Raw genomic sequence first — 21,942 nt, forward strand, 5'->3', positions numbered from 1 at the left:
CGATATGTTTTCTGAGCCTTTTCCCAAGCTGGCAATTTTTTAGGCATTTAAAACATTCAATTAGAGAAACTCATTGATTTACTCAGGTGAATTCGTATAATCCCACCCCGTAACGCGCCCTTAGCTCAGTTGGATAGAGCACGTGCCTTCTAAGCATGTGGTCACAGGTTCGAATCCTGTAGGGCGCGCCACTTATTTCGATAAGGCCCCGATGATACTTGTATCGTCGGGGCTTTTTTCTTTGGCTGGATAGTTGAAAACAACGTTGTTCACAGGGTAATGTAGTTCGAAGTGAGTCAAGTGTTCAACCAGTGATACTGATGCTGTTGGATAGTATTTGCCGAACACGCTGAGATCAAAGGACATGATGAAAATTCGAAACGCGGAAATAGCAGATTTAGACGCGGTGTTGGTTTTAAGTGAGCAAATCGGAATGCTACACTTTGAGAATGCACCGCTGGCATTTAAAAAGCCTTCAGCCGCTGATAAACCATTCTGGCTGAATGTGTTGAATGACGAATCAACGCTTTTTTTGCTGGCGGAGACAGAGCGTCAGGTTGTTGGCTTTCTGACCGCAACGATCACCAAAAATGAAACGATTCCATTTATCGTCAGCTGTCCGATATGCTGTATCAGAACGATCGTCGTTGATGAGAAACATCGTGCTTCCGGTATCGGTACAAAACTGATGTCCGTCTGTGAACGGTGGGCAAAATCACAAGGTGCTGCGCAAATCAGGCTTGAGGTAATGGCCTTTAATCAATCCGCGCAACAGTTTTATCAGCAACTCGGCTTTCAAGACCAATCGCACATCATGTGTCGGCAACTGACCTGACGCGATAAATACCTCGGCTGCCGAATGTTACTCTCTTAAACAGGGTGTTCGTCGAACACAAGGAAGACAGGAGATACATTTTGATTAGTCATATTGATCACATCGTTTTGACGGTTTCGGATATTGAACGGTCGGTAGAGTTCTATAAGCGCGTGCTACACATGGAAGAAGTCTCATTTGCCAATGGCCGCAAAGCGGTGAAATTTGGCTGTCAAAAGATCAACTTTCAAATCTTAGGCCAAGAAACCAGAAACGCAGCGCAGGTCGGTGCGGGAGATTTGTGTTTAATCTCTGACTGGCCTTTAGGTGATGTCGTTAATCACTTAGTCAGTGAAGAGATTGAAATTTTAGAAGGGCCGGTAGAAAAATCTGGGGCGAGCGGGCTGATCCAATCTGTTTATTTTTTGGACCCGGATTCAAATTTGATTGAGGTGAGTGTTTATGCGTAGAACGTGAGCCGCAGTCTGCGGTATAACGGTTTATACTTTTCCAGCCTCCTGCCCGGAAAAGCTTAATCATTCTTCCTAAAAGCATTGATTGAACTGAACCCACAGTACCTTGGCTACCAATGTTCCCGCTGGAGCATCGAGTTAATGGCAATGGAAGTGAACCTTTTGTTGTTTCAGCCGGTTTATTCTCCGCGGATGAACAAAATAGAAAAGCTTTGGTACGCCTTGCATGAAACAGTGACCCGGAATCATCAGTGTAAAATGATGTGGCAATTATTACAGTTATTACAGCGGGTCCGTTACTTTATCGATAATGTTTCACCATTTCCTGATGGCGGTCATGGCTCGATGAAAGTGGAGCATAATTAGGAACAGTTATTTAGGCCTGCTCGATGAGCTCTTGGTTCTGGTTTTCCAGCGATCACAGTAGTAGGGTAATTTATCCACATTTCAACTGAATAATTCAATACAGTTACCATCTTTATCCAAGTTAGTAATAGGAACACATTTTTATGTGGTAACAATCAATTCTTTTATTCAGTCATATTTTCAAAGAGGTAGATAAGGTTGGTGGTAGACAAAGAGTAGTTGATTACCATAGATCTTAAACTAGCTTTGTGAACTTTTTAAAGAAAGCTCACAACATACGGTTTGGATTGCATGTGTGGTATTTTAATTTAAAATCAACTGTAAATCGCATCCCCTTTGGTTCAACGTCTATACTTGGCTATGAATTGAATTCGCTTGGTCACTGGTGAGCTAAACTGTTATTCAATGGTAATTTCCACTCGTTCTTTTCCTCGCCCCGGGTTTTTTCGTCGTAATTTGACTTTACCAACTTCAGACGTTTTACGGATATGCGTACCGCCGCAGGGAACCTCGGAGAACCCGTCAATCTTCCAATATCTTCGCTCCTTACCGATGTCGGAAAAGCGACTTTCAATTGCAAGATCCGCATCAATGATTGCTTGTACTTGTTTTTCTATCTCTTCAGCTAATTTTCCAATATTGCCGTCATAATAAAAATCGATCCTGCTTTTGTTTTCGGCAATATGCGCCCCTGTTTTTTCAATGGTCAGATGCTGATAAAAGCACTCAAGTACCAACTCAGCGGCAAAATGGAGCTTCATCAGCGCATATCTTCGGGGCCAGTTTATTCGTGTCATGACACTATCTCCAACGGAGAAAGGTGGGGCAGACTTGAGCGTATAAAGAATACGTGTCCCTGCTTTCTCGGCATGAATGACTTCAATGCCGCCGATGGTGCCGTGATCGCTTTCCTGACCGCCGGATTCTGCATAAAAGATCGTTTCGGATAATTCGATAATTTGACCATCGATACTCGTCACGTGAGAGGTTAATTCTGATTGATAGGGGTTTTCCCAGAATATTTTCTTAGTCATGATTTACCTTCTAAAATCCATTGCAAATAAAATCAATGATGATGTCTTTTTTATCGCAATTGAATCAGTAATCCGCAGCCGGATAATGAATGATGTTGTGAAAAATGGCGCGACCATTGCCAATATTTTTATATGCATGAGGTTGTGCGCCATTGAAACGAATCCCTTGTCCTTCCCCCAAGACGTGCCAGGTGTCATCACAGTAAATAGCCATTCGACCAGTCACACATATAACGTGCTCAATAACCCCCAGATTGTGAGCTTCTGATTGATGTTCGTAATGTTCTTTCAGCCCGAGTTCATAAACCTCAAAGCCAACTGATGCCTCATAAGGGAAAAGTACGTTGACATAAAAGTCATCATTCACCCAGTCGTCAATCGCTCGTTCATGACTCACTTTGGGGATGTTAAGCTGAGTATTGATTGTCTGATTCGGAACAACGAAGTGTGAGAAGGATACATTCAGTCCGGTCGCAATTTGCCACAGCCTTGCAATCGTTGGGCTGGATACGCCGCGTTCTATCTGACTCAGCATGGCTTTACTTACCCCAGTCAATGCTGCTGTTTGATCTAAAGTCAGACCTTTTTCATGCCTTATACGGCGTAAATTCTGACTGACATCTTGGTCGATTTTCATGATGTCTTTATCCAAAGTCTGTTATAACAGATAATAAGATAGCATAAATCTGTTATAGCATACAGTGGTGTGAAATAAATGAAATTTAAATTGGCTATAACGATATGGAATGTATTCTGTAAAAAAGTGTATTTTAAGCGGCTCAATCACTGATGTTTCTTGCAGGCATATATTGGGCCGATCATATTAAATGAATCATCAATACATATTGACCCAAAATGACACATAAATAAAATTGACATATTTGAAAAAATTAATAATCTTCTGTAATCATAAAAATGATAGAAATGTTTTTATAAAATAATTAAGTTAAGTGTATGGATGAATATGGAAATAAAAATAATTTAATTATGTCAGATTAGGAGAGTTCGGTCAGTTAAATGGTTTATATGAAATAAAATATTATATATATTGTCAAAATTGTTAGTAAATGCTGAGTGCTTTGAACTGACAAAGATAGCAGGAAATTATAGTTTACTGTTATTCGATTAAAATACATATTTATATGATGATTCTCAATAGCTGAATTAATTTAAACTCATTTTTTAAATAATTCTGCTTATAAATTGAGAAGTCAGTTAATTCTATTATAATTTGGTTAGTAGGCTAATTATGCAACAAGATGAACTATCCCGCTCTCTGGCTGATGCTGATCAGTCCGTCAAAGACTTTATTGCAACGCTGTATGAGACATTTAGCTCTCAACTGAAACAGAAGAATGAACCGTCGATACGACTAGAATTTTTTGGTGCGGTGATGGAAGTTCGGCTTTTATCCTTTGATGGGGTTTATGACGGTCAAAAAGAAGACCAGTAGGGGATTGATATCGTTTGTGAGATAAAACAAATAAATATAAATCTAAGTTCGGTATTGTTTGCCAGAATGATACAGACCATGTCTGATTAAAAAGTACAGGAGAAGAATGGACAAGATTGTAGAATTAATCAAACGGGATCCGATAAGAGTTGAGGCACTCGATCACGTGTTTCATTTGAGGCTGCCCCAATGCTATATAGCAGCCGGTTTCGTCCGGAATTTAGTTTGGGACTCACTGCATAATTTCAAAGTGGCGACTCCCTTGAATGATGTGGATGTGATCTACTTTGACCCTGATGAGCCTGATCCTCACGCCTATTTGGAATACGAAGCACAGCTGAAAGGTTGTATGCCGCAGCTTAACTGGCAAGTGCGTAATCAAGCGAAAATGCACGAGCGTAATGGTGATAAACCTTACCAAAGTTCAGTGGACGCGATGCGTTATTGGCCTGAAAAAGAAACGGCAGTCGCAGTTCGTCAAATTGGTCTCAATCAATATGAACTTGTGGCTGGGTTTGGGATTGAATCTCTATTGAGTTACTGTATCACTCACAACCCCAGAAGGTCACGAGCAACCTTTGAAACCCGTGTCAATTCAAAAGGGTGGTTAGTTAGATGGCCCTCTTTGAGCATTACGCCATAACAAGAAATTTCAATGGATGTATATAACGTTCGGCTTAAATATTGTATGTCCCCCGCATCATTCTCACCAATCCCTTACAGCGCGACAACGGCCTCAATTTCGATTTGCAAATCAGGGTGAATTAACTTTGACACTTCAACAAGAGAGCAAGCGGGGAGATGGGTATCATAGAATTCAAACAACTGCTCTCGAATGGTCGCTAACTGGCTTATATCGCGGACAAAGATTGTGAGTTTGACCAGATCACTTTTTAAGCGCTGCTCACAATTCAGAATTGTTGCGATTTGATTCAGGATCTCCTGACTTTGTTGAGGCAGATCCGATGATTGCGCCTCTGTGCCATACGCAGTCAACCCTGATATATACAGTGTTTGATTATGCTTGGTTACGTGAACGTAAGGACCGGCAATTTGCGGTAATCCTTCATAATGAATTCTTTCGACCATTTTCTTCCTCTTCAAACGTCATGTGTTTCCCTTGCATCATTTGTATGTTTAGAGCCAGATGAGGCCACGACGATATGGTTTCGCTTTCAGTATTTCGAGTCTGCTTTTGAGTGAGCCGACATATAACTCCAATTTGTACCCATCGGGATCCAAAACCGACTAACAATTATGCGAGGATCCTAACAAAGAAGAGATGAGTCAATAATAAGAAAAAAGAATGTTCAATAAGCGTTACCTAGGTTTCAGTTTTGCGGGAAAATATAGAAAAAAAATACGGATAGACTACGTTTTATATTGTATGCGTATGTTTTTTTTGTTTTTGATTTGATTGTCTTTGTGATTTATCAAAGTATGACGATCGTCATTGTTATGTGCCGGAAATTGGCAGATAAAGTTAGGATACGTTTTCATATGAAAATATGTCGTCACTGAACAATATGCTCATTAGGGAATATGTTTTATCACCTCAGTCAAACAAGGTGTGCCTATGTTTAAAAATCTATCATTAAAAAATAAATTAGCGATATCTGCCAGTATTGCCATCGTTGTCGGTTGCATATTGGTCGAGATCATTTCATTTAATGCCTCTTTGGATCGATTATCCGTTTCTGTCGAACAGCGCTTACTGAGTACCAGTGCTTCTTATAATCAATATGTGACTGACTGGCTAAAGTCGAAAGAACTGGCTTTGACTTCTTTATCTGAAGAAATTCAGGAAGGGTCTATTGTGACTCATTTGAAGCAGATGAAACGAGCTGCGGGTTTTGAGAATGTATTCCTTGCTTATCCTGATGGCAGTCAGAAAAATGCCAATGGGGTCGTGTTGCCACCGGGCAATAATGATCCCAGAAAGTGGGGTTGGTATATCAATGCGAAGAAAAACCCGGATAAGGTTTTCATGGACAACCCGACGGTTGCTGCAGCCACAGGCAAAAATGTCGTGTCGATGGGGAAAGTCGTTAATCTGTTTGGTTCAGAGTTGGTGCTGGGGATTGATATTGAGCTGAGTGATATTCTCAATAGCCTGAAGCAGGTGATTCTACCGGGTGATGGCTATATGTTTATCACCAATAAGATGGGGCATATCTTCACTCATCAAGATGTTTCTTTACTGAATCAGCCGATTGATAAGTTGGGGATTCCTTTTGCGGATATTCAGAATATTGTCCGCTCTGGTCAAGATGAAGTGATAGAGATTCAGGGTAAAAAATATGTGGTTTACGCACGGTCGATCCAAGACAGTGATTTGATCACGGTGGCGGTGATTGATCAGCAGTCTTTGGTCAAGCCGCTTTATCATACCTTGTATAGCCAACTTGCGGTAACGGGGGTATTGGTCTTGATCGGTGTCGCGCTATTCAACTGGATTTGTAATATTTTGTTCCGTCCGTTGAAGAACGTTTCTGATGCATTGGAGCAGATCGCAGGGGGCGGTGGTGATCTGACGCAGCGGATTGAGATCCGTAGTAATGATGAAGTGGGTAGAGTCGCGCATGGATTTAATACCTTCGTCGATAGTCTGCAACAGTTAATCGGTCATATTCGTCAACAATCCGATGCGCTAACCGTGATGTCGCAAAAGAGTACCGAACGGGTTAATCAGACCGCCGAGGATCTCTCGGTTCAGCAGCAGGAAATCACCATGGTTGCAACTGCAGTGACGGAGATGGCCTCTGCAACGCAGGAAATTGCCTCTCATGCAGAACAGACCGCACACTCGGCTCAGAGTTCTTCTGAGAGTACCCAGCACGGGCATCAGTTGGTGATGAATACCAGAAAATCGATCAATCATCTGGCGAGTGAAGTGACTCAAGCCAGCTCAGTGATTTCAGAGCTTGATCAGCATTCTGCGGCAATATCGGCTGTGCTGAGCACGATTCAGGGGATTGCGGAGCAGACCAACCTGTTGGCCCTGAATGCCGCAATCGAGGCTGCCCGGGCCGGAGAACAGGGACGTGGATTTGCGGTGGTGGCTGATGAGGTTCGGATGCTGTCTCAACGGACACACACTTCAACCGAAGAGATCAAATCGACGATTCAAACGCTGCAGGAAATGACCAAAAGAGCGGTCGGTTTTATGGAAAATAGTGCCAAACTGGCCGAAAGCTCGGTTCAGGATGCCGATCATGCCAGCCAAGCTTTAGAGGAAATCCTGTCTTCTGTCGGTCTGATTAGTGATATGGCGACGCAGATTGCTACCGCAGCAGAAGAGCAGACCCATGTTACCGGTGAGATTACCCAAAATATTACCGCGATTAAAGATGTCACGGAGGGGCTGGCAGGTGGTGCCGAAGCCGGGTTGCGTCAGACTAATGAAATGAAAGATCAGGCAATCGCTCTGAATTCAAAAGTGGCAACGTTCAAACTGGATTAATCTGTCGATTGATACAACGAAAAAACCACATGGATATCCATGTGGTTTTGTTGCTTCAGTAGCGTTTATCATCAAACGGTTTGTAATGACCACAGTCAGCAATGACAATCGTCTGTTGTGGTATCTGTTATGGCAATGACGGTTACGATAAGAGTGCGGTAACCACACCGATGAGCCCACCGAATACACCCCCCCAAATCACCAGCCAGCCCAGATGTTCTTTAATCATTTTCTGCACCATCTCTTTGACCAGTTGCGGGGTTAATTCACTAAGCCGCTGATCGATGATCTGTTCGATGTTCTGACGGATATCTGCTTTCATCGTCTCGGACTCTAACTGCTCTTTCAGGGCATTTTGGACCGAATCACTATGGCTGATTTCAACCATCGCTTGCTGCATCTTTTCGACAAAAGGTTGTTTGAGCGGTTGCAGCGCATCGGTTCCGCCAAACATGGCGAGCATTCCTCCGAAAGATGACTGAGCAATGGTTTCAACTAATGCATCGAACGTCGGATTAAAATCAACTTGCGCGATCACCGGTTCCAGACTGAATTGACTGGTTTGATTCAGTTCTTGATCAAGAAATTTATCAATATTGGTATCGGTAAAAAACTGTTCCATCATCAGAGACTTGATCGCGGAACGAAACGCGTCAAAGCGTTTAGGAATCACACCTGAGCCGTATAATCCGGGTACTTTCTCGAAGAGCATATGAATGGCGAGCCAGTTGGTGATCGCACCGGAAAAGGCAAATAGTCCCGCAGTGAATAGAATATCTTCATTCAGCTGATAGCCTGCAATCATGCAGAGAATCGCAATCAGGTTGGTATAAAGGCTTTTGTTGATCATGTTGGTGTCTCATCTCCTGAAAATCTCGAAACAGGCGGATTTTAGAAGAAAACGGTTAGTTTTAGAAGGAAAGCCTTGATTGCAGGGAAAGAAACTATCAAGGCTGATTGATGAAGCGGCGCATCGGATGAGAAGATCTATATGAGCACCGCTATGGTTCATGCTACGGATTTACTTATAACCGATAAACCCACCGGTCTGATGTTCCTAGAGGTGTGCATAAATACCATGTTTGGCGAGTAACGCCTGATGCGTCCCTTCTTCGACGATTTTGCCTTGATCGAGCACGATCAGGCGGTCCATGGCGGCGATGGTTGAGAGGCGGTGGGCAATCGCAATCACGGTTTTGCCTTCCATCAGCTCATAAAGGCTTTCCTGAATGGCGGCTTCCACCTCTGAGTCGAGTGCTGAAGTTGCTTCGTCGAGAATCAGGATCGGAGCGTTTTTCAGCAAGACCCGGGTAATGGCAATGCGCTGGCGTTGCCCGCCGGATAACTTGATACCGCGTTCTCCGACTTGAGCATCATAACCTCGATTACCATGCGGGTCAGAGAGGGTTTCAATAAACTCATGAGCATGAGCTTGTTGTGCAGCGCGAATCATCTGCTCTTCAGTAGCTTGGGGATTACCGTAGAGAATGTTTTCACGGATGGAACGATGCAGCAAAGATGTATCTTGTGTCACCATACCAATCACACGGCGGAGTGAATCTTGTGTTATCTTATCGATAGCCTGACCGTCAATGCGGATTTGACCGCTTTCGACGTCATGAAAACGGAGCAGTAGGTTGACCAGTGTTGATTTTCCTGCTCCGGAACGTCCGACGATTCCGACCTTTTCTCCGGGTCGAATATGCAAGTTTAAGTCATTGATGACATTGATATCGGTGCCATAGCGGAAATGGACGTGATCGAACTCAATTGTCCCTTGGGTGATCTGTAGCGGTTTGGCATCCGGTTTATCTTGAACTGAAATCGAGCGGGAGAGCGAATTCATCCCGTCCACGACGGTCCCCATGTTCTCAAATAATCCGCCGATTTCCCACATGATCCATTTTGACATCCCGTTGATTCGCAGTGCCAGTGAGATCGCCACAGCGATGGCACCGACGGTAATGGCTTGTTGTGACCACAGATAAATCGAAATTGCAGAAATAGCAAAGAGCAGCAGGTAATTGGCGACTTCAACCGAGAGATTAAATCCGGTGACCAGACGCATCTGGCGGTACACTGTGCCGAGAAAACCTTCCATGCTCTCTTGAACGTAGCTTGTTTCCCGGTGATTGTGCGAGAACAGCTTTACCGTCTGAATGTTGGTGTAGCTGTCAACGAACCGTCCTGTCATGGTTGAGCGGGCATCAGCTTGGAGTGACGAGACATGTTTGAGCTTCGGTACATAGAAAAACTGGATGCCGATGTAACTGATGAGCCAGAGCAACATGGGAAGCATCAGACGCCAGTCAGAATCGCCAAGCAACACCAAAATAGCGGTGAGATAAACACTGACGTAAATAAAGACATCAACCATTTTCATCACGGTTTCACGGATGGCCAGTGAGGTTTGCATGACTTTAGTTGCAATACGGCCGGCAAATTCATCCTGATAAAAAGCGAGGCTTTGTTTGAGCAGGTAGCGGTGTGCCAGCCAGCGAATTGACATCGGGTAGTTGCCGAGCATCGTCTGGTGGATCAACAGCGAATGAATCGCGACAATCAGTGGCATGGCGATTAGGATCAAAACCGTTAGTCCGATCAAGAGTGATTGATTATCAGCGAGGAACGTTTCCGGCTGACTGGTAGAAAGCCAGTCCACCAATCGGCCCATAAATCCGAATAGGGCGACTTCAATAATGGCGATTGCCATACTTAATACAGCGATGATGATTAATGGTTTGATAAATCCTTGGGTGTAATGACGACAAAACGCCCATAAAGTGGCTGGTGGTTGTTGTGGCTCTTCTGAGGGAAAAGCCTGCGTAAACCCCTCAAATCGCTTAAACATAAAGGTCCTTTGGTTGCGGTAATCACTCGGTAAATCACGGAGAAATCGTGTTGTTCTCAGAGCAGACTGTCACCCTGCGACGTGGAAAAAAACAATAAGCCTCCATTATAATCATCTTTGGAGGCTTTCACAGTCTGCTACGATCAGGACATTTGCTGAGATGCACAATCCTGAGATGCACAATAGAGAATGGCAAAAGACATGGCAGGTTGTAACCGTTCACTCTTGATGGTGTTGGTGGACATCATTTCAAAAGATGCGGTATCACATAAAACTTGCCATACCTGCTGACTTTCGGGGAGAGAAAATCGAGCCGGTGCCTTGGTTCGGTTGATCAGGTAAAGGATTTCGTCACCGGTATCACCGATTCCCAGATGCAACGACACACTATTGAGTTGGTTCCAGTCGTCCTGAGTCATCAGCGAGCCGTCCACTTTGCGCCAGAAAACACGGTTTGAGTTGCGTGAGTCGCCACTGAACGCCTGAATAAACGGCACCATATATTTTTCCCGGGCGGTGACGAGTCTGCCCAGCCAATCCTGAAACTGTTGTTCATCCTTGCCTAACTGCCAATTGAGCCAACTGATCTCGTTATCCTGACAGTAAGCATTGTTGTTGCCTTGTTGCGTATGAGACAGCAAATCGGCGGCCAGTAAATGCGGAATGCCAAATGAGAACAGTACCGTGACCATAAAGTTCCGCTTCTGCTGCATCCGGATTTTATTGATCTCGGCATCTTGAGTCGGGCCTTCGATACCATAGTTTTCAGAGCGGTTATCTCCGTGTCCGTCTCGGTTTTGTTCACCATTGGCTTCGTTATGCTTGTGTTTGTATGACACAAGGTCTTGGAGTGTGAAACCGTCATGATAAGTAATGTAATTGACCGTCAGCTTGAAAGGCCAGTTTGCGGCGCTGTACAAATCTCGGGAACCCATAATTCGGGTGGCGAATTCTTTGAGGTACCCCTGATCGCCACGCCAGAAGCTGCGACTGATATCTCTGAGTTTGTCGTTGGTTTCGTTCCAGCCGAACGGAAAGTTACCGACTTGATAGCCGTTCGGTCCAATATCCCAAGGTTCTGCGATTAGTTTGGTTTGCTTGAGCACAGGGTCTTGAGCAACGGCTTTAAAAAACGGTGCATCCGGACTGAATGTTTCTCCGGATCTGCCGAGGGTTGCAGCAAGATCGAAACGGAAGCCATCGATGTGATATTCACTGACCCAATAACGGAGTGTATCCATGACCAGATTGAGAGACGGCTGGTAAGCCAGATCGACGGTGTTGCCACAACCGGTGAAATTGGCGTAAGTATTTTCATGGGTGATGTAGTATTTGGGGTCTAATCCTTTCAGGTTGAAGATTGGCCCATCGGTACCACCTTCAGCGGTATGGTTGTACACGACATCCAGAATCACCTCGATACCGGCCTGATGCAGTGTGCGAATTACCGTTTTCAGCTCAGTAACCGGATCATCAATGGCGTAGCGCGGATCGGGGACCATAAACAGGTACGGGTTGTACCCCCAGTAATTGACCTGCTGCGTTTCCAACAGGTGAGACTCATGCATACACGCAGCGATAGGCAGGAACTGTAGCGTTTTAATGTGCTGTTTTTGGTAAAACGCCATCATTTTGGGATGAATCAGACCGAGATATTTTCCGCGCAACTTGGACGGGATATCCGGATGCTGTTGCGTCAACCCCTTCACATGAGTTTCGAATAAAACGGTCTCTTCCCGTGGGATATTGGGGCAAGATGTATCCTGCCAGTCAAAGCTATCATCGACAACCACACATTTGGGGAGTCGAAAGCTCGATTTAATGGTGAAGGGGGGCTTATAGCTCAATGACCCATCAAGTGATTTTGCATAAGGGTCGGAGATATATTGCCACTTTTTTTGGTCTGGCTGCTTGATGAGATACCCATATTTTTGACCGGCGCGAATCGCAGGAATATAAGTAAACCGGATTCCGGCGTATTCACCGTCAAGGGTATATGTGTCGTAGCGTCCTTGTTCATCGAACAATGCGAGCCGAATAGACGGGTTACCCGGTGCATAGATAGAAAAGTTGCATCCTTCGGCATCCAGTGTGGCACCTAAAGGATAAGGTTGAGATTGAGATTGGACCGTATCGTTCACTTTATGCATTTAGTTTTCCACCCGGTTATCCTTACTCGTGTTGTTTCTGCTGAAAACGGTTCTAGTAAAAAACTTTGTTGTGCATTGGTCAAGTGTTCGCCACAAAATGTACACAGATCACGCGAGTGTCAAAAGATTAACGCAAACGAAGGTGACACACGCTATATATTTTATATACCACAGGATTTGCATTTTTGCTGGGGAAATCGGTGAAAGTCCATCGGGAGTGACAAATCTTCGGCATCGATTCTATTCTTATTTTAGGTAGATATCACTTTGTGAGGAAAATGACTCGCGTCATTACATCTGTTGCTGATATTCTTTTTAACACGGGTATCGTCTGGCATCAGAGTCTGAATGCTCTGTTTTGCAACCAACCAGAAATAGGCATGAATGAATATTATCGGATTTTTAATGGGACTGGCTGGTCTGTCACTGATTTTATTGGTGTCTTGGATGATGGTCCTCTCGGTAAAACAAAAACGGCTGGAAGCTGAACGTCAAGCCCGGGAGAGTTCGGATCGCCGTGCGAGAGAAAAGGCTGTTGCAGAAGACCGGAAAGATCGCCAGAGAAAAGCCGAGGAAGGCCATATTCCGACCATTCTCTATTTGGCTAAAGAGGCTGAGAAACGTGATCTGCGGGAAGCATTATTTTGGTATGAAAAGGCAGCGTCGCTGGAAAATATTACCGGGATGTATGGTGTCGTGCGGATTTGTCAGCGTTCCCGCAAGGATACGGTGTTGGAAGAAAAAGCTAAATTCTGGCAAATGTATATTCGCGGCATGGAAGGCGATTTGCATTCACTTTGTGAGACAGCGAAGGCCTATTTCGCCGGTCTGGGGATTTCGGTGGATATCGAGAAAGGAGTCCGGATTCTTGAGAAGGTGGCGATGTCAAACTTCATCCCGGCTCAACTGATTTTGGGAGATTGGTACGTCTCCCGCGACAATCCGGTCCCGAAGCCTGAAGATGCTTGTTTTTGGTATGCCAAGGCCGCCAGACTCGATAGCTCGGAAGGGATGATGAAATTAGGCTTGAGTTATCTCAAAGGCAATGGCGTGAGCCAGGATCATCGTAAAGGCTGCTACTGGCTGGAATGTGCCGGAGAAAGGGGCAATGCTGAGGCGATGTATCATGCCGGGAAAGCGTGGATGGATCATGGTGCGTACGGTAATTCTGTGGCTTATATCTGGCTTTTTTTATCGGCGCATTGTGGTTATGAGCCGGCAAAAGGGATGCGGGATGATGTCGGCAGCCGCCTTGGGGTTGACTCGATTGTGCTGTTGCAAAGTTTTGCCAAGCCATTGTTGAAAAAAATCCAGACAGGGACAATTGGGAAGCATCTGATTATCCGGGCTTTCAATAAGCTATATAAACGCAATGTTCCGATTCCCCAACGTGAATATCCTGAAGATGATTTTCCAGCTGATGATAGCGATGCATTGGTCGCTGAGATGGAAGAGTTGTTGCCCCATGATGATATGAGCGGTGGAGAAACCCAAGCGAACGCTGAAAAAGGTGACGGTGAGGAAAAGAATCTTAAACTGGACTTTACCGATAAGCATATGCACTAACGTCTTGTCATCACAAGAAGGTCAGCTCATCAATATTGCCAGATGCTATCCTGCCCGCGTGGCAGGATAGCGCAACGAAAGCATCAGACTGTCTTCTGGTGCTCTGCCTGACAGACTGCTGCGGTGAACACAACATCTGTTGAACTGTTTAGCGCGGTTTCTGCTGAATCTTGAATCACGCCGATAATAAATCCGACTGCAACGACCTGCATTGCTACATCATTGGAGATGCCGAAAAGGCCACACGCCAGCGGGATAAGGAGTAGAGAGCCTCCGGCAACACCCGAAGCGCCACAAGCCGATATCGCGGCAACAAGGCTGAGCAGTAATGCACTCATCATATCGACTTCAATCCCCAGCGTATTGACCGCAGCCAGTGTCAGAACTGTGATGGTGATAGCAGCACCTGCCATGTTAATTGTCGCACCGAGAGGAATCGATACAGAGTAGGTATCCTCATCCAATCCCAGTTTGTCACACAGGTTTAGGTTGACCGGAATATTGGCAGCACTCGAACGGGTGAAGAATGCAGTCACACCACTTTCACGCAGACATTGCAAAACCAGCGGATAAGGGTTGCGACGCGTTTTAACATAAACAATCAGTGGATTGACGATCAGAGCGATAATCAGCATTGATGCCAGCAAGACGGCGAGCAGATGGGTATAGCCCGCAAGTGCCGAAAATCCGGTTGTCGCAAATGTCGAAGCCACCAGACCAAAGATACCGAACGGGGCGAGGCGAATCACGAAACGGACAATCATGGCAACACCGTGACTGAGATCTTCGAGCATCGCTTTGGTCGATGCACTGGCATGGTGTAAGGCTAATCCTAAACCGATCGCCCAAGCCAGAATGCCGATATAGTTGGCTTGAACAATGGCATTGATTGGATTATCGACAATCTTAAACAGAAGGGTATGAAGCACTTCTGTGATGCCTTGTGGGGGTGTTGCACCATCAGCACCGGCAACCAGTGTCAATGTGGTTGGAAACATAAAACTTAACACGACTGCGGTGAGTGCAGCGGTAAATGTCCCCAGTAAATACAATCCCACAATAGGGCGCATAAAGGTGTGTTGGTTTCTCTTCTGATTGGCAATTGAAGCCGCAACTAAAACGAAAACGAGAACGGGTGCGACGGCTTTCAATGCACTGACAAAAAAGCTACCCAGCAAGCCGGCTTTATTGGCGGTTTCGGGAGCGAATGTCGCCAGAAGTGCTCCGAGAACAATGCCTGCGATGATTTGCAGCACTAAGTTGCCTCGGGCAAAACGAGCGAAGATGTTGTTGCTTTGCATACTAATTCCTGCGATTTAGTGATGGGGGGATGTTGATCGTCGTTGATTTTGGCCGGAGGACGGCTTGTCTCTGTCTCAGATCACATCCGGATTCGAATTATAATATTTCTGAACAGCAGTGATACTGAAGCAGTGTGTTGTAGATTCATACCACCAAAGTCCAGAAAAAGTCATATTATAGAGACAAAATGATGTGTCTAGAATTAATTAGATTTCAGGCGGGAAAATTGCTGCTTGGGCGTAAAAATGGATGATTTTATTGCAGATGTTAATTTTTTGTGACTAAAAATGTTGCGGCGTGTTAATCTCATTTTAAGTGTTTGATTGTGTATTATGGCAGGGGAAAGAAGACTTCCCCAAACCATTATCATCTGACGACATTCTATTTTTGTGAGGGACTGGCAAACTTGTCGAGCGCCAGAACCAAAATAATTGCGCTACACATCATCACGATTGCCAGAAACAGTTGCGCAGATTGAGATGTGAGTTGCTCATACGCCATCGGTGACAGATTGTGTTGTACCAGCGGGACTTGCTCACCATGAGAATTGGTGCGCCAAGTCAGGGTTTCTTTCCACGGCCAGATCTTCGGTAATGTGCCGACCATGAGCCCTGTCAGACCTGACAGGGTGACATCCCGGTAATGTTTCAGTAACCAAGAGAGCAGGTGAGAGAAACTGAGTAATCCTGCAACACATCCGACCAAAAATACCATCAGAATATTGATTTGCATGGCTTTCACCGCATCGAGGATTGGTGCATACATCCCAAGTAGCAGCAGAATAAAGCTCCCTGAAATGCCCGGCAGAATCATAGCGCAGATCGCGACACATCCGGCAATAAAGACATTCAGAAGTGAGGGTTCTAAGTTCAGCGGTTGTAATACCGTGATGGTATAGGCGAGCGCTAAACCAGCCCCCCATGCGAGGATATCTAATAAACGTCGCTGTTCAATCTGTCTGAAGATATGGTAGACGGAAACTAAAATGAGGCCGAAGAAGAATGACCAGAGTGGGATCGGATGCGTGTCCAGCAACCAAGAGATCAGTTTGGCAAGCGTGAGAATACTGACAAAAATGCCACCAAATAGACTCAGTAAGAATAACGCATTGATATGACCTAATGTCGCGGCTACACCGTGTTGGCGCAGATAGGAAATCAGTCTGGGATTAATACGACGAATACTTTCTAACAGTTTGTCATAGATACCGGTAATAAAAGCAATTGTGCCACCGGAAACACCCGGCACCACATCAGCGGCTCCCATGGCGAGACCTTTCATGAAAGTGATGAAATAGTTCATTGAGTCAATCAAATATAAAGAGTTATCGGGCATTCAGTATATCGAATTCTGCGAGAAATCCCCATAGACTTTGCAAAATCGGTGTTTGAATTCTGTTTGCTTTTTGCAAAATAGAGACGATTTTTTGCAAAAAGCAAATCTTTTATTCGTATGAATGCATTCAATGGTTGACTGTATCATCTAAGTAACTGTATTGAATGATTATTTAAAGTTGGCATGGTATGTGCTTTATTGATCATGACCCTTTAAGCCGAGGGTCACCTAGCCAACTGACGTTGTTAGTGAACCCTGTTGTTCACATTGATTGTGCCAAGTGCGGATTGCACTTGGCTTTTTTTTGCGCGTGAATAAACGGTTTTTCAGGCGCTGTTTTTGAGTAAATCAATATCATTATCCCATCAGTATTTTGATTCATCATATTCATTGAGTGAACAATGTTGAGAGCAGGCGTGAACGTTGATGTGTTGGTTAACATGCGTTCTCATTTTTATTCGAACAGCGTATGATGGAGTTTTTTTGAAATATAAGTGAACACTATGTTAAATCGGCAAGCTCATCGCTGGCAGACACCAACCCACTTTTTATTGATTGTGTCGGTGATTGTTCCGATTGCTTTCTCAAGTTGGATGGCGCTGTTGAACAATTTTGCGATTGAAAAAGCACAGTTTAATGGCGCGGATATCGGGATTTTGCAAAGTGTCCGTGAAATTCCCGGCTTACTTGCGTTTACTGTCGTATTTATTCTGCCGTTTATCAAAGAGCAACGATTCCTTGTGATTGCTTTATTTATGTTGACGATTGGTACCGCAATAACCGGTTTCTTCCCATCGTTTTCTGGATTGCTTTGGACAACGTTATTGATGTCAGCGGGGTTCCATTATATGGAAACACTGAAGCAGTCGCTGGCATTACAGTGGATCAATAAAGAAGATACCCCTGAAATGCTGGGGCGTATGATTTCAGTGGGTGCATTTGCATCGTTACTGGCTTATGGCGCGCTATGGGTCATGTTAGAAGTGCTTGCATGGCCCTATCTGTGGGTTTATCTCGTCAGTGGCGGCATTGCCTTTTTATTGGCTCTGTTTGTCTGGATGACTTTCCCACAATATCAGGCTCATACAATTCAGAATAAGAAGTTACTGCTGAGAAAACGTTATTGGTTGTATTACGTTTTGACCTTTCTGAGTGGTGCCCGGCGGCAAATTTTTACGGTATTCGCCGGTTTTCTGATGGTGGAAAAGTTTGGTTATTCTGCAGGAGATATCACATTCCTCTTTCTCATTAATTATGTGTTTAACTTTCTGTTTGCCAAGAGAATCGGCCGGGCCATTGGCAGAATTGGTGAGCAACGTGCATTGATGATTGAATATCTGGGGTTACTGTTTGTATTTCTTGGTTATGCGGTGGTTGAGAATAGTCATTATGCGGCAGGACTGTATGTGATCGATCATCTGTTTTTTGCACTGGCGCTGGCGATCAAAACTTATTTTCAGAAAATCGCGGATCCGGCAGATATGGCATCTACAGCCGGGGTTTCTTTCACTATTAATCATATTGCGGCAGTCGTTATTCCTGCCTCTTTCGGTTTGATCTGGATGATCTCTCCAGCGATGGTATTCTACCTTGGAGCTGGTTTGGCTGGTCTGTCTTTGCTGTTGTCTTCGAACATCCCCCGGATTCCTGCCCCGGGAAATGAAGTTAAAATCTTGCAGTGGTAATCGAGAGTGGTCTCCGTAGCGAAGGGATGAGCCGCGACCAACAGAAGAGATGAGGAACAGAAGAAATGAGGGGCCGCCGGTCTATAGTTCGTTGCCCTTCAGTTCTCGGTTATTCCTCAATACAGACTTGATTACGGCCGTTTGCTTTTGCCCGATAGAGCGCCTTATCCGCACGATAAAAGGTGCGTTGCGTGTTCTCGCCTTCCCGATGCAACGTAATGCCAATACTGACCGTCAACCCTCTTTCTCCCAGAATTTCTTGCCAATTGAATTGGTATATGTTTTCACGGAAGTGTTCACCATGGGCTTGTGCGGCTTCCAGCGTGACGCCTTCGAGAATGACCAGAAATTCCTCGCCACCAAAGCGGACACAGGAGGCCTGTTGAAAACTGAAATACTCACTCAACTGTTGGGATACATTGACAATGGCTTTGTCTCCGACCAGATGACTGAGCTCATCATTAATTGATTTGAAATGGTCAATATCCACGACAAGAAAAGCGAACGGAATTTCATGAAGCAACAGATCCTTGAGTTTTGCGTCCAGCCAACGGCGATTATGGAGTTTTGTCAGCGGATCGGTAAATACATCTTGTTGGAGCTGGGCAACGGTATTCTTTTGGTTTTCGGTTGTTTCTTTGAGCTCGCGGTTTTCTATCTCTGACAAAATCAGTTTTAACTGAAGTTCGAAACGAGATAGCCGACGGAGCTGCGTTGTGCCCAAATCGCCGATCGGAATTCGTTTCATCAGTTCGACTTCGACCTGAAAAGCGCGCTTCTGACAGTCCAGTGCCTGCTGATATTTATGTTGGTATTCATAAATATGACTGAGAACCTGATACAGATCTTTTTTCAATTCCGGATGAGTAAATGAAGCAATCTTCTTATTCTGACTGAGGAGCAGCATTTCAGCGATGTGGACTTTGCCGATTTGAGTGAAGCAAAGCGCCAACTCAATTTTGATTAAGCACGAGAGTGACATCAGGTAATTATGTCGAGTGGTATAAGGGACGGAGGCAATGATATGTAAAGCATCGTACACATTATTTTTAGCGAGACAAATCTTTGCTTTGTATAACAGAATCTGGCCTGCCAGCGTTTTGTCACTGACCAGTATACTGAGTTCCTCACACTCTTTGATGAGCTGTTCTGCCTGCTTATAATTTTTAAGGTCGATATAGCAGGCGAGCATCGATATTTTATAGCGAAGACGGAGCGCACGACTGGAAAGGGCATGGTCAATACTATCGATTTTTTGATAAAAGCGAACTGCTTTAGCTGGTTCGCCATAGCGATGACAGAGTGAGCCCATCCCCAGGACAGCCTGAGCGTATTCGTCAATAAAACCATACTCAACCGCGAGGTTTGAAATAGCAGTATAGGCTTGTAAAGCAGTTTGATAATCCCCGATAGCGATAAAGCGTTCACTTAAACTGATTTCTATCGACAAGATTTTTTCAGCATCTTGTGGAAATTGCAGTAACGCACGGGCGGCTTTAAGTTCCTCGATACTTTGCTGAAACTGATTGAATGATGCCCGGTATTCGGCACTGATGATATAGCACTGTGCTTTTTGCCACGGTGTTGAGGCAATGTCATTTTTGACTTGTTCCCAGAACGTGATCGCTTCTTCCCCACTGACCGCAGTGACATCAAGACCTGCATCTTTTACTTTATCGAGTAAGTCCTGCATTTTACGACCCTTTCAGTGGTAATTCAGTGAGTTGATCTAATGTAAACGGGAAAGAAAGGATATCATGCAGAGAAATATCCGGAAGGTCGTCTGTCAGACCTTTTCTTCCCCAAGGATAAATCTGAATCATCTGCTGCAAAATATCGAAGATCTGCTGAGCATTTTCACCGGTATCTGCCAGTAATAATCCCAATCGGTCTGAACTCAGGCGAGAAACAAGGTCTTGTTTTGAACAGAGGGAATGGGTCAGCTCGGTACAGGCGTCGATATACCGAGGGGTTTCATGATAGATAATAATGACGGAATAGTTTGATGATTTCAGTGCGGTTTTAAATAAGACTAGTTGCTCCCACCAGTAGGTTTCCGAAACAACATTGGTCAGGTGCTTCTCCGGGTCATACTCATATTGACCGCGGATCCGGTTGATGAGTTTTCTCGCTCTTTGTTCCAGCTGTTTTTTGGAGTTACGGACTTTGTCTTTGCTTTCCCGCTTATTTTGAATATTTAGCTGCGACGTGGAACAATTGCGATAGCGCTTAAAAGCCACTAATGCGTTTTGATAGTCTTCTTGCTGTTCAGCAACCAGAGACTGTTGAAAATAAACTAACGCTAACAACTCATCATTGGCCGAATCCCGGGCAGCTTGTTCAGCTTTATCGAGGAGTGCGACGGCTTCCGCCATATTCTGACGGAGCATTTCCAATCGGGCACGGTTGATATAAGAGTGTGTCTTTACCCAAGAAAGATTATTGGCCACAGCTAAATCATGTGCATATTGTGCCGCTTCTTCAGCATCTTCCAGACGCTCGAGTCCCAGTAATGCAAGGGCCCGAAAATCCCAGACCTCTGCAACTTCCTGAAGGAAGTTTTTGTCCTCCAGAACTTCAAGCGCCCCATCTAAAACCGTTAACATATCGACATAACGGTTGAGCAGATATAAATCCCAAGCCCATAAAATTCTGGCTCTGCCTTCGAGTGACTCCTGACGGGTATTGTTGGAGACTTTGACGGCCAGTTCATGGGTCGCACAAGCGAGGTGATATTCGTGGGTACTCCGCCAGATATTGCCGAGACCGAGTAGACTTTCGATCAGAATATGGATGTCTTCTTCAAGCGTTGCCTGCTCTAAAGCATGAATCCAGTGTTGCTGGGCGGTATAAAATTTCCCTTCTTTCCATGAATGTAAAGCATGGAGGTGCAGAATTTCCGGCAAATATTCGTCATTGTCGAGCTCATTCAGAGTCGCCAGTGCTTCTTTAGCATAGCGGATCCCTTGTGTATGTTTTCCGAGTACCAGAGCACATCGGCACATGAGCATCAGGCATTGAATTGCCCCCTCAGCGGAATGAATTTGTCTGGAGCGAGTCAGGCACTGTTCTGCTTTAGACAGAACGTCTGTTGGCGCAATTTCGAGACGGCGCTTGAGTTGCTCTATTTCAAGTTCAAGGAGATAAAGGCTTTTTTCCAAACTTAATTATTCCTTTGTTACGTCACTCCGACAAGTTACATTGATGAGCTTAGTTGAAATTATCAATGCGAGCGATTCTGGTCATAGTCTCCAGTCAGGGATTACTTTACAGACTTAGCTGTTCGTTAAAATCATCTATTTTATTTGCATAAATCATCTGCATAAAATATGCCAATAAGGGATAACTGCTGATAACAAACACATCAATTGTTTATTTTTCTTGTCTGTACAGTCATTATCATAAGATGATTTTAAAAAGGTGAGAAATTTTTCTGATCGATATTTTGAC

The 21,942-nt window shown here is 44.6% G+C and carries 17 protein-coding genes, 1 tRNA gene and 1 pseudogene; 9 read left to right on the forward strand and 10 right to left on the reverse strand.

Features of this window, described 5'->3' with window-relative positions; all coding sequences use genetic code 11:
* The first annotated feature begins 114 nt into the window (after nt 1–114).
* From AC55NX_RS10785 to AC55NX_RS10800, 4 genes and pseudogenes are all read left to right on the forward strand, one after another.
* Nucleotides 115–191: transfer RNA gene (locus AC55NX_RS10785), tRNA-Arg, on the forward strand.
* Nucleotides 192–367: 176 nt separating this feature from the next.
* Nucleotides 368–835, forward strand: a complete 468-nt coding sequence (locus AC55NX_RS10790) for a GNAT family N-acetyltransferase (RefSeq protein WP_496995804.1) — start codon at nt 368–370, stop codon at nt 833–835.
* Between the two features lie 80 nt (nt 836–915).
* Nucleotides 916–1,284 (forward strand): VOC family protein, encoded by a 369-nt coding sequence (locus AC55NX_RS10795; protein ID WP_496995731.1) that lies wholly within the window; start codon nt 916–918, stop codon nt 1,282–1,284.
* 165 nt (nt 1,285–1,449) lie between these two features.
* A pseudogene (locus tag AC55NX_RS10800) lies at nt 1,450–1,653 on the forward strand (IS630 family transposase); the annotation flags it as partial.
* 398 nt (nt 1,654–2,051) lie between these two features.
* Here the strand turns inward: AC55NX_RS10800 and AC55NX_RS10805 are convergent.
* Together AC55NX_RS10805 and AC55NX_RS10810 are read right to left on the reverse strand one after the other, a co-directional pair.
* Nucleotides 2,052–2,687, reverse strand: a complete 636-nt coding sequence (locus AC55NX_RS10805) for an alanine--tRNA ligase-related protein (protein ID WP_496995732.1) — start codon at nt 2,685–2,687, stop codon at nt 2,052–2,054.
* Nucleotides 2,688–2,751: 64 nt separating this feature from the next.
* A complete protein-coding gene (locus AC55NX_RS10810; protein ID WP_496995733.1) occupies nt 2,752–3,324 on the reverse strand; it encodes a helix-turn-helix domain-containing protein in 573 nt (190 codons plus the stop codon).
* A gap of 612 nt (nt 3,325–3,936) precedes the next feature.
* On the opposite strand from AC55NX_RS10810, the gene AC55NX_RS10815 reads away from it, so the two are divergent.
* Nucleotides 3,937–4,140, forward strand: coding sequence for a hypothetical protein (locus AC55NX_RS10815; protein ID WP_496995734.1), 204 nt, complete (start codon nt 3,937–3,939; stop codon nt 4,138–4,140).
* Nucleotides 4,141–4,246: 106 nt separating this feature from the next.
* Nucleotides 4,247–4,783 (forward strand): nucleotidyltransferase family protein, encoded by a 537-nt coding sequence (locus AC55NX_RS10820; RefSeq protein ID WP_496995735.1) that lies wholly within the window; start codon nt 4,247–4,249, stop codon nt 4,781–4,783.
* Nucleotides 4,784–4,857: 74 nt separating this feature from the next.
* Here AC55NX_RS10820 and AC55NX_RS10825 read toward each other — a convergent pair whose 3' ends face one another.
* On the reverse strand, nt 4,858–5,229 hold the full coding sequence (locus tag AC55NX_RS10825) for a RidA family protein (RefSeq protein ID WP_496995736.1): 372 nt from the start codon (nt 5,227–5,229) through the stop codon (nt 4,858–4,860).
* Nucleotides 5,230–5,716: 487 nt separating this feature from the next.
* Between AC55NX_RS10825 and AC55NX_RS10830 the strand changes: the two genes are divergently transcribed.
* Nucleotides 5,717–7,603, forward strand: coding sequence for a methyl-accepting chemotaxis protein (locus AC55NX_RS10830; RefSeq protein ID WP_496995737.1), 1,887 nt, complete (start codon nt 5,717–5,719; stop codon nt 7,601–7,603).
* A 142-nt stretch (nt 7,604–7,745) separates the two neighbouring features.
* Here the strand turns inward: AC55NX_RS10830 and AC55NX_RS10835 are convergent, their stop codons facing one another.
* From AC55NX_RS10835 to glgX, 3 genes are all read right to left on the reverse strand, one after another.
* On the reverse strand, nt 7,746–8,450 hold the full coding sequence (locus AC55NX_RS10835; protein ID WP_496995805.1) for a DUF445 domain-containing protein: 705 nt from the start codon (nt 8,448–8,450) through the stop codon (nt 7,746–7,748).
* A 210-nt stretch (nt 8,451–8,660) separates the two neighbouring features.
* Nucleotides 8,661–10,454, reverse strand: coding sequence for an ABC transporter ATP-binding protein (locus tag AC55NX_RS10840; protein ID WP_496995738.1), 1,794 nt, complete (start codon nt 10,452–10,454; stop codon nt 8,661–8,663).
* 143 nt (nt 10,455–10,597) lie between these two features.
* A complete protein-coding gene (gene glgX, locus AC55NX_RS10845) occupies nt 10,598–12,604 on the reverse strand; it encodes a glycogen debranching protein GlgX (protein ID WP_496995739.1) in 2,007 nt (668 codons plus the stop codon).
* A 384-nt stretch (nt 12,605–12,988) separates the two neighbouring features.
* On the opposite strand from glgX, the gene AC55NX_RS10850 reads away from it, so the two are divergent.
* The gene (locus AC55NX_RS10850) at nt 12,989–14,170 is read left to right on the forward strand and encodes a tetratricopeptide repeat protein (protein WP_496995740.1); all 1,182 of its coding nucleotides are present in this window, start codon (nt 12,989–12,991) and stop codon (nt 14,168–14,170) included.
* Between the two features lie 83 nt (nt 14,171–14,253).
* Here the strand turns inward: AC55NX_RS10850 and sstT are convergent, their stop codons facing one another.
* Nucleotides 14,254–15,471, reverse strand: coding sequence for a serine/threonine transporter SstT (gene sstT, locus AC55NX_RS10855; protein WP_496995741.1), 1,218 nt, complete (start codon nt 15,469–15,471; stop codon nt 14,254–14,256).
* 382 nt (nt 15,472–15,853) lie between these two features.
* Nucleotides 15,854–16,774 carry a polyprenyl-phosphate transporter gene (locus tag AC55NX_RS10860; RefSeq protein WP_496995742.1) on the reverse strand — a complete coding sequence of 307 codons (921 nt, stop codon included), beginning with the start codon at nt 16,772–16,774 and terminating at the stop codon, nt 15,854–15,856.
* Nucleotides 16,775–17,310: 536 nt separating this feature from the next.
* Here AC55NX_RS10860 and AC55NX_RS10865 point away from each other — a divergent pair.
* Entirely contained in the window at nt 17,311–18,492 is a 1,182-nt protein-coding gene (locus AC55NX_RS10865; RefSeq protein ID WP_496995743.1) for an MFS transporter, read from the forward strand.
* A gap of 109 nt (nt 18,493–18,601) precedes the next feature.
* Here AC55NX_RS10865 and AC55NX_RS10870 read toward each other — a convergent pair whose 3' ends face one another.
* Nucleotides 18,602–20,185 carry a diguanylate cyclase domain-containing protein gene (locus AC55NX_RS10870; RefSeq protein ID WP_496995744.1) on the reverse strand — a complete coding sequence of 528 codons (1,584 nt, stop codon included), beginning with the start codon at nt 20,183–20,185 and terminating at the stop codon, nt 18,602–18,604.
* 1 nt (nt 20,186) lies between these two features.
* Nucleotides 20,187–21,653, reverse strand: coding sequence for a hypothetical protein (locus AC55NX_RS10875; RefSeq protein WP_496995745.1), 1,467 nt, complete (start codon nt 21,651–21,653; stop codon nt 20,187–20,189).
* Between the last annotated feature and the right edge of the window lie 289 nt (nt 21,654–21,942).

The sequence above is a fragment of the Vibrio rubrogenes genome (assembly GCF_059641415.1).

Coding starts and splice junctions, on each gene's coding strand:
- AC55NX_RS10790 (WP_496995804.1), top strand. CDS start 368: ATGAAAATTCGAAACGCGGAAATAGCAGATTTAGACGCGGTGTTGGTT.
- AC55NX_RS10805 (WP_496995732.1), bottom strand. CDS start 2,687: ATGACTAAGAAAATATTCTGGGAAAACCCCTATCAATCAGAATTAACC.
- AC55NX_RS10810 (WP_496995733.1), bottom strand. CDS start 3,324: ATGAAAATCGACCAAGATGTCAGTCAGAATTTACGCCGTATAAGGCAT.
- AC55NX_RS10815 (WP_496995734.1), top strand. CDS start 3,937: ATGCAACAAGATGAACTATCCCGCTCTCTGGCTGATGCTGATCAGTCC.
- AC55NX_RS10820 (WP_496995735.1), top strand. CDS start 4,247: ATGGACAAGATTGTAGAATTAATCAAACGGGATCCGATAAGAGTTGAG.
- AC55NX_RS10825 (WP_496995736.1), bottom strand. CDS start 5,229: ATGGTCGAAAGAATTCATTATGAAGGATTACCGCAAATTGCCGGTCCT.
- AC55NX_RS10830 (WP_496995737.1), top strand. CDS start 5,717: ATGTTTAAAAATCTATCATTAAAAAATAAATTAGCGATATCTGCCAGT.
- AC55NX_RS10840 (WP_496995738.1), bottom strand. CDS start 10,454: ATGTTTAAGCGATTTGAGGGGTTTACGCAGGCTTTTCCCTCAGAAGAG.
- glgX (WP_496995739.1), bottom strand. CDS start 12,604: ATGCATAAAGTGAACGATACGGTCCAATCTCAATCTCAACCTTATCCT.
- AC55NX_RS10850 (WP_496995740.1), top strand. CDS start 12,989: ATGAATATTATCGGATTTTTAATGGGACTGGCTGGTCTGTCACTGATT.
- sstT (WP_496995741.1), bottom strand. CDS start 15,471: ATGCAAAGCAACAACATCTTCGCTCGTTTTGCCCGAGGCAACTTAGTG.
- AC55NX_RS10860 (WP_496995742.1), bottom strand. CDS start 16,774: ATGAACTATTTCATCACTTTCATGAAAGGTCTCGCCATGGGAGCCGCT.
- AC55NX_RS10865 (WP_496995743.1), top strand. CDS start 17,311: ATGTTAAATCGGCAAGCTCATCGCTGGCAGACACCAACCCACTTTTTA.
- AC55NX_RS10870 (WP_496995744.1), bottom strand. CDS start 20,185: ATGCAGGACTTACTCGATAAAGTAAAAGATGCAGGTCTTGATGTCACT.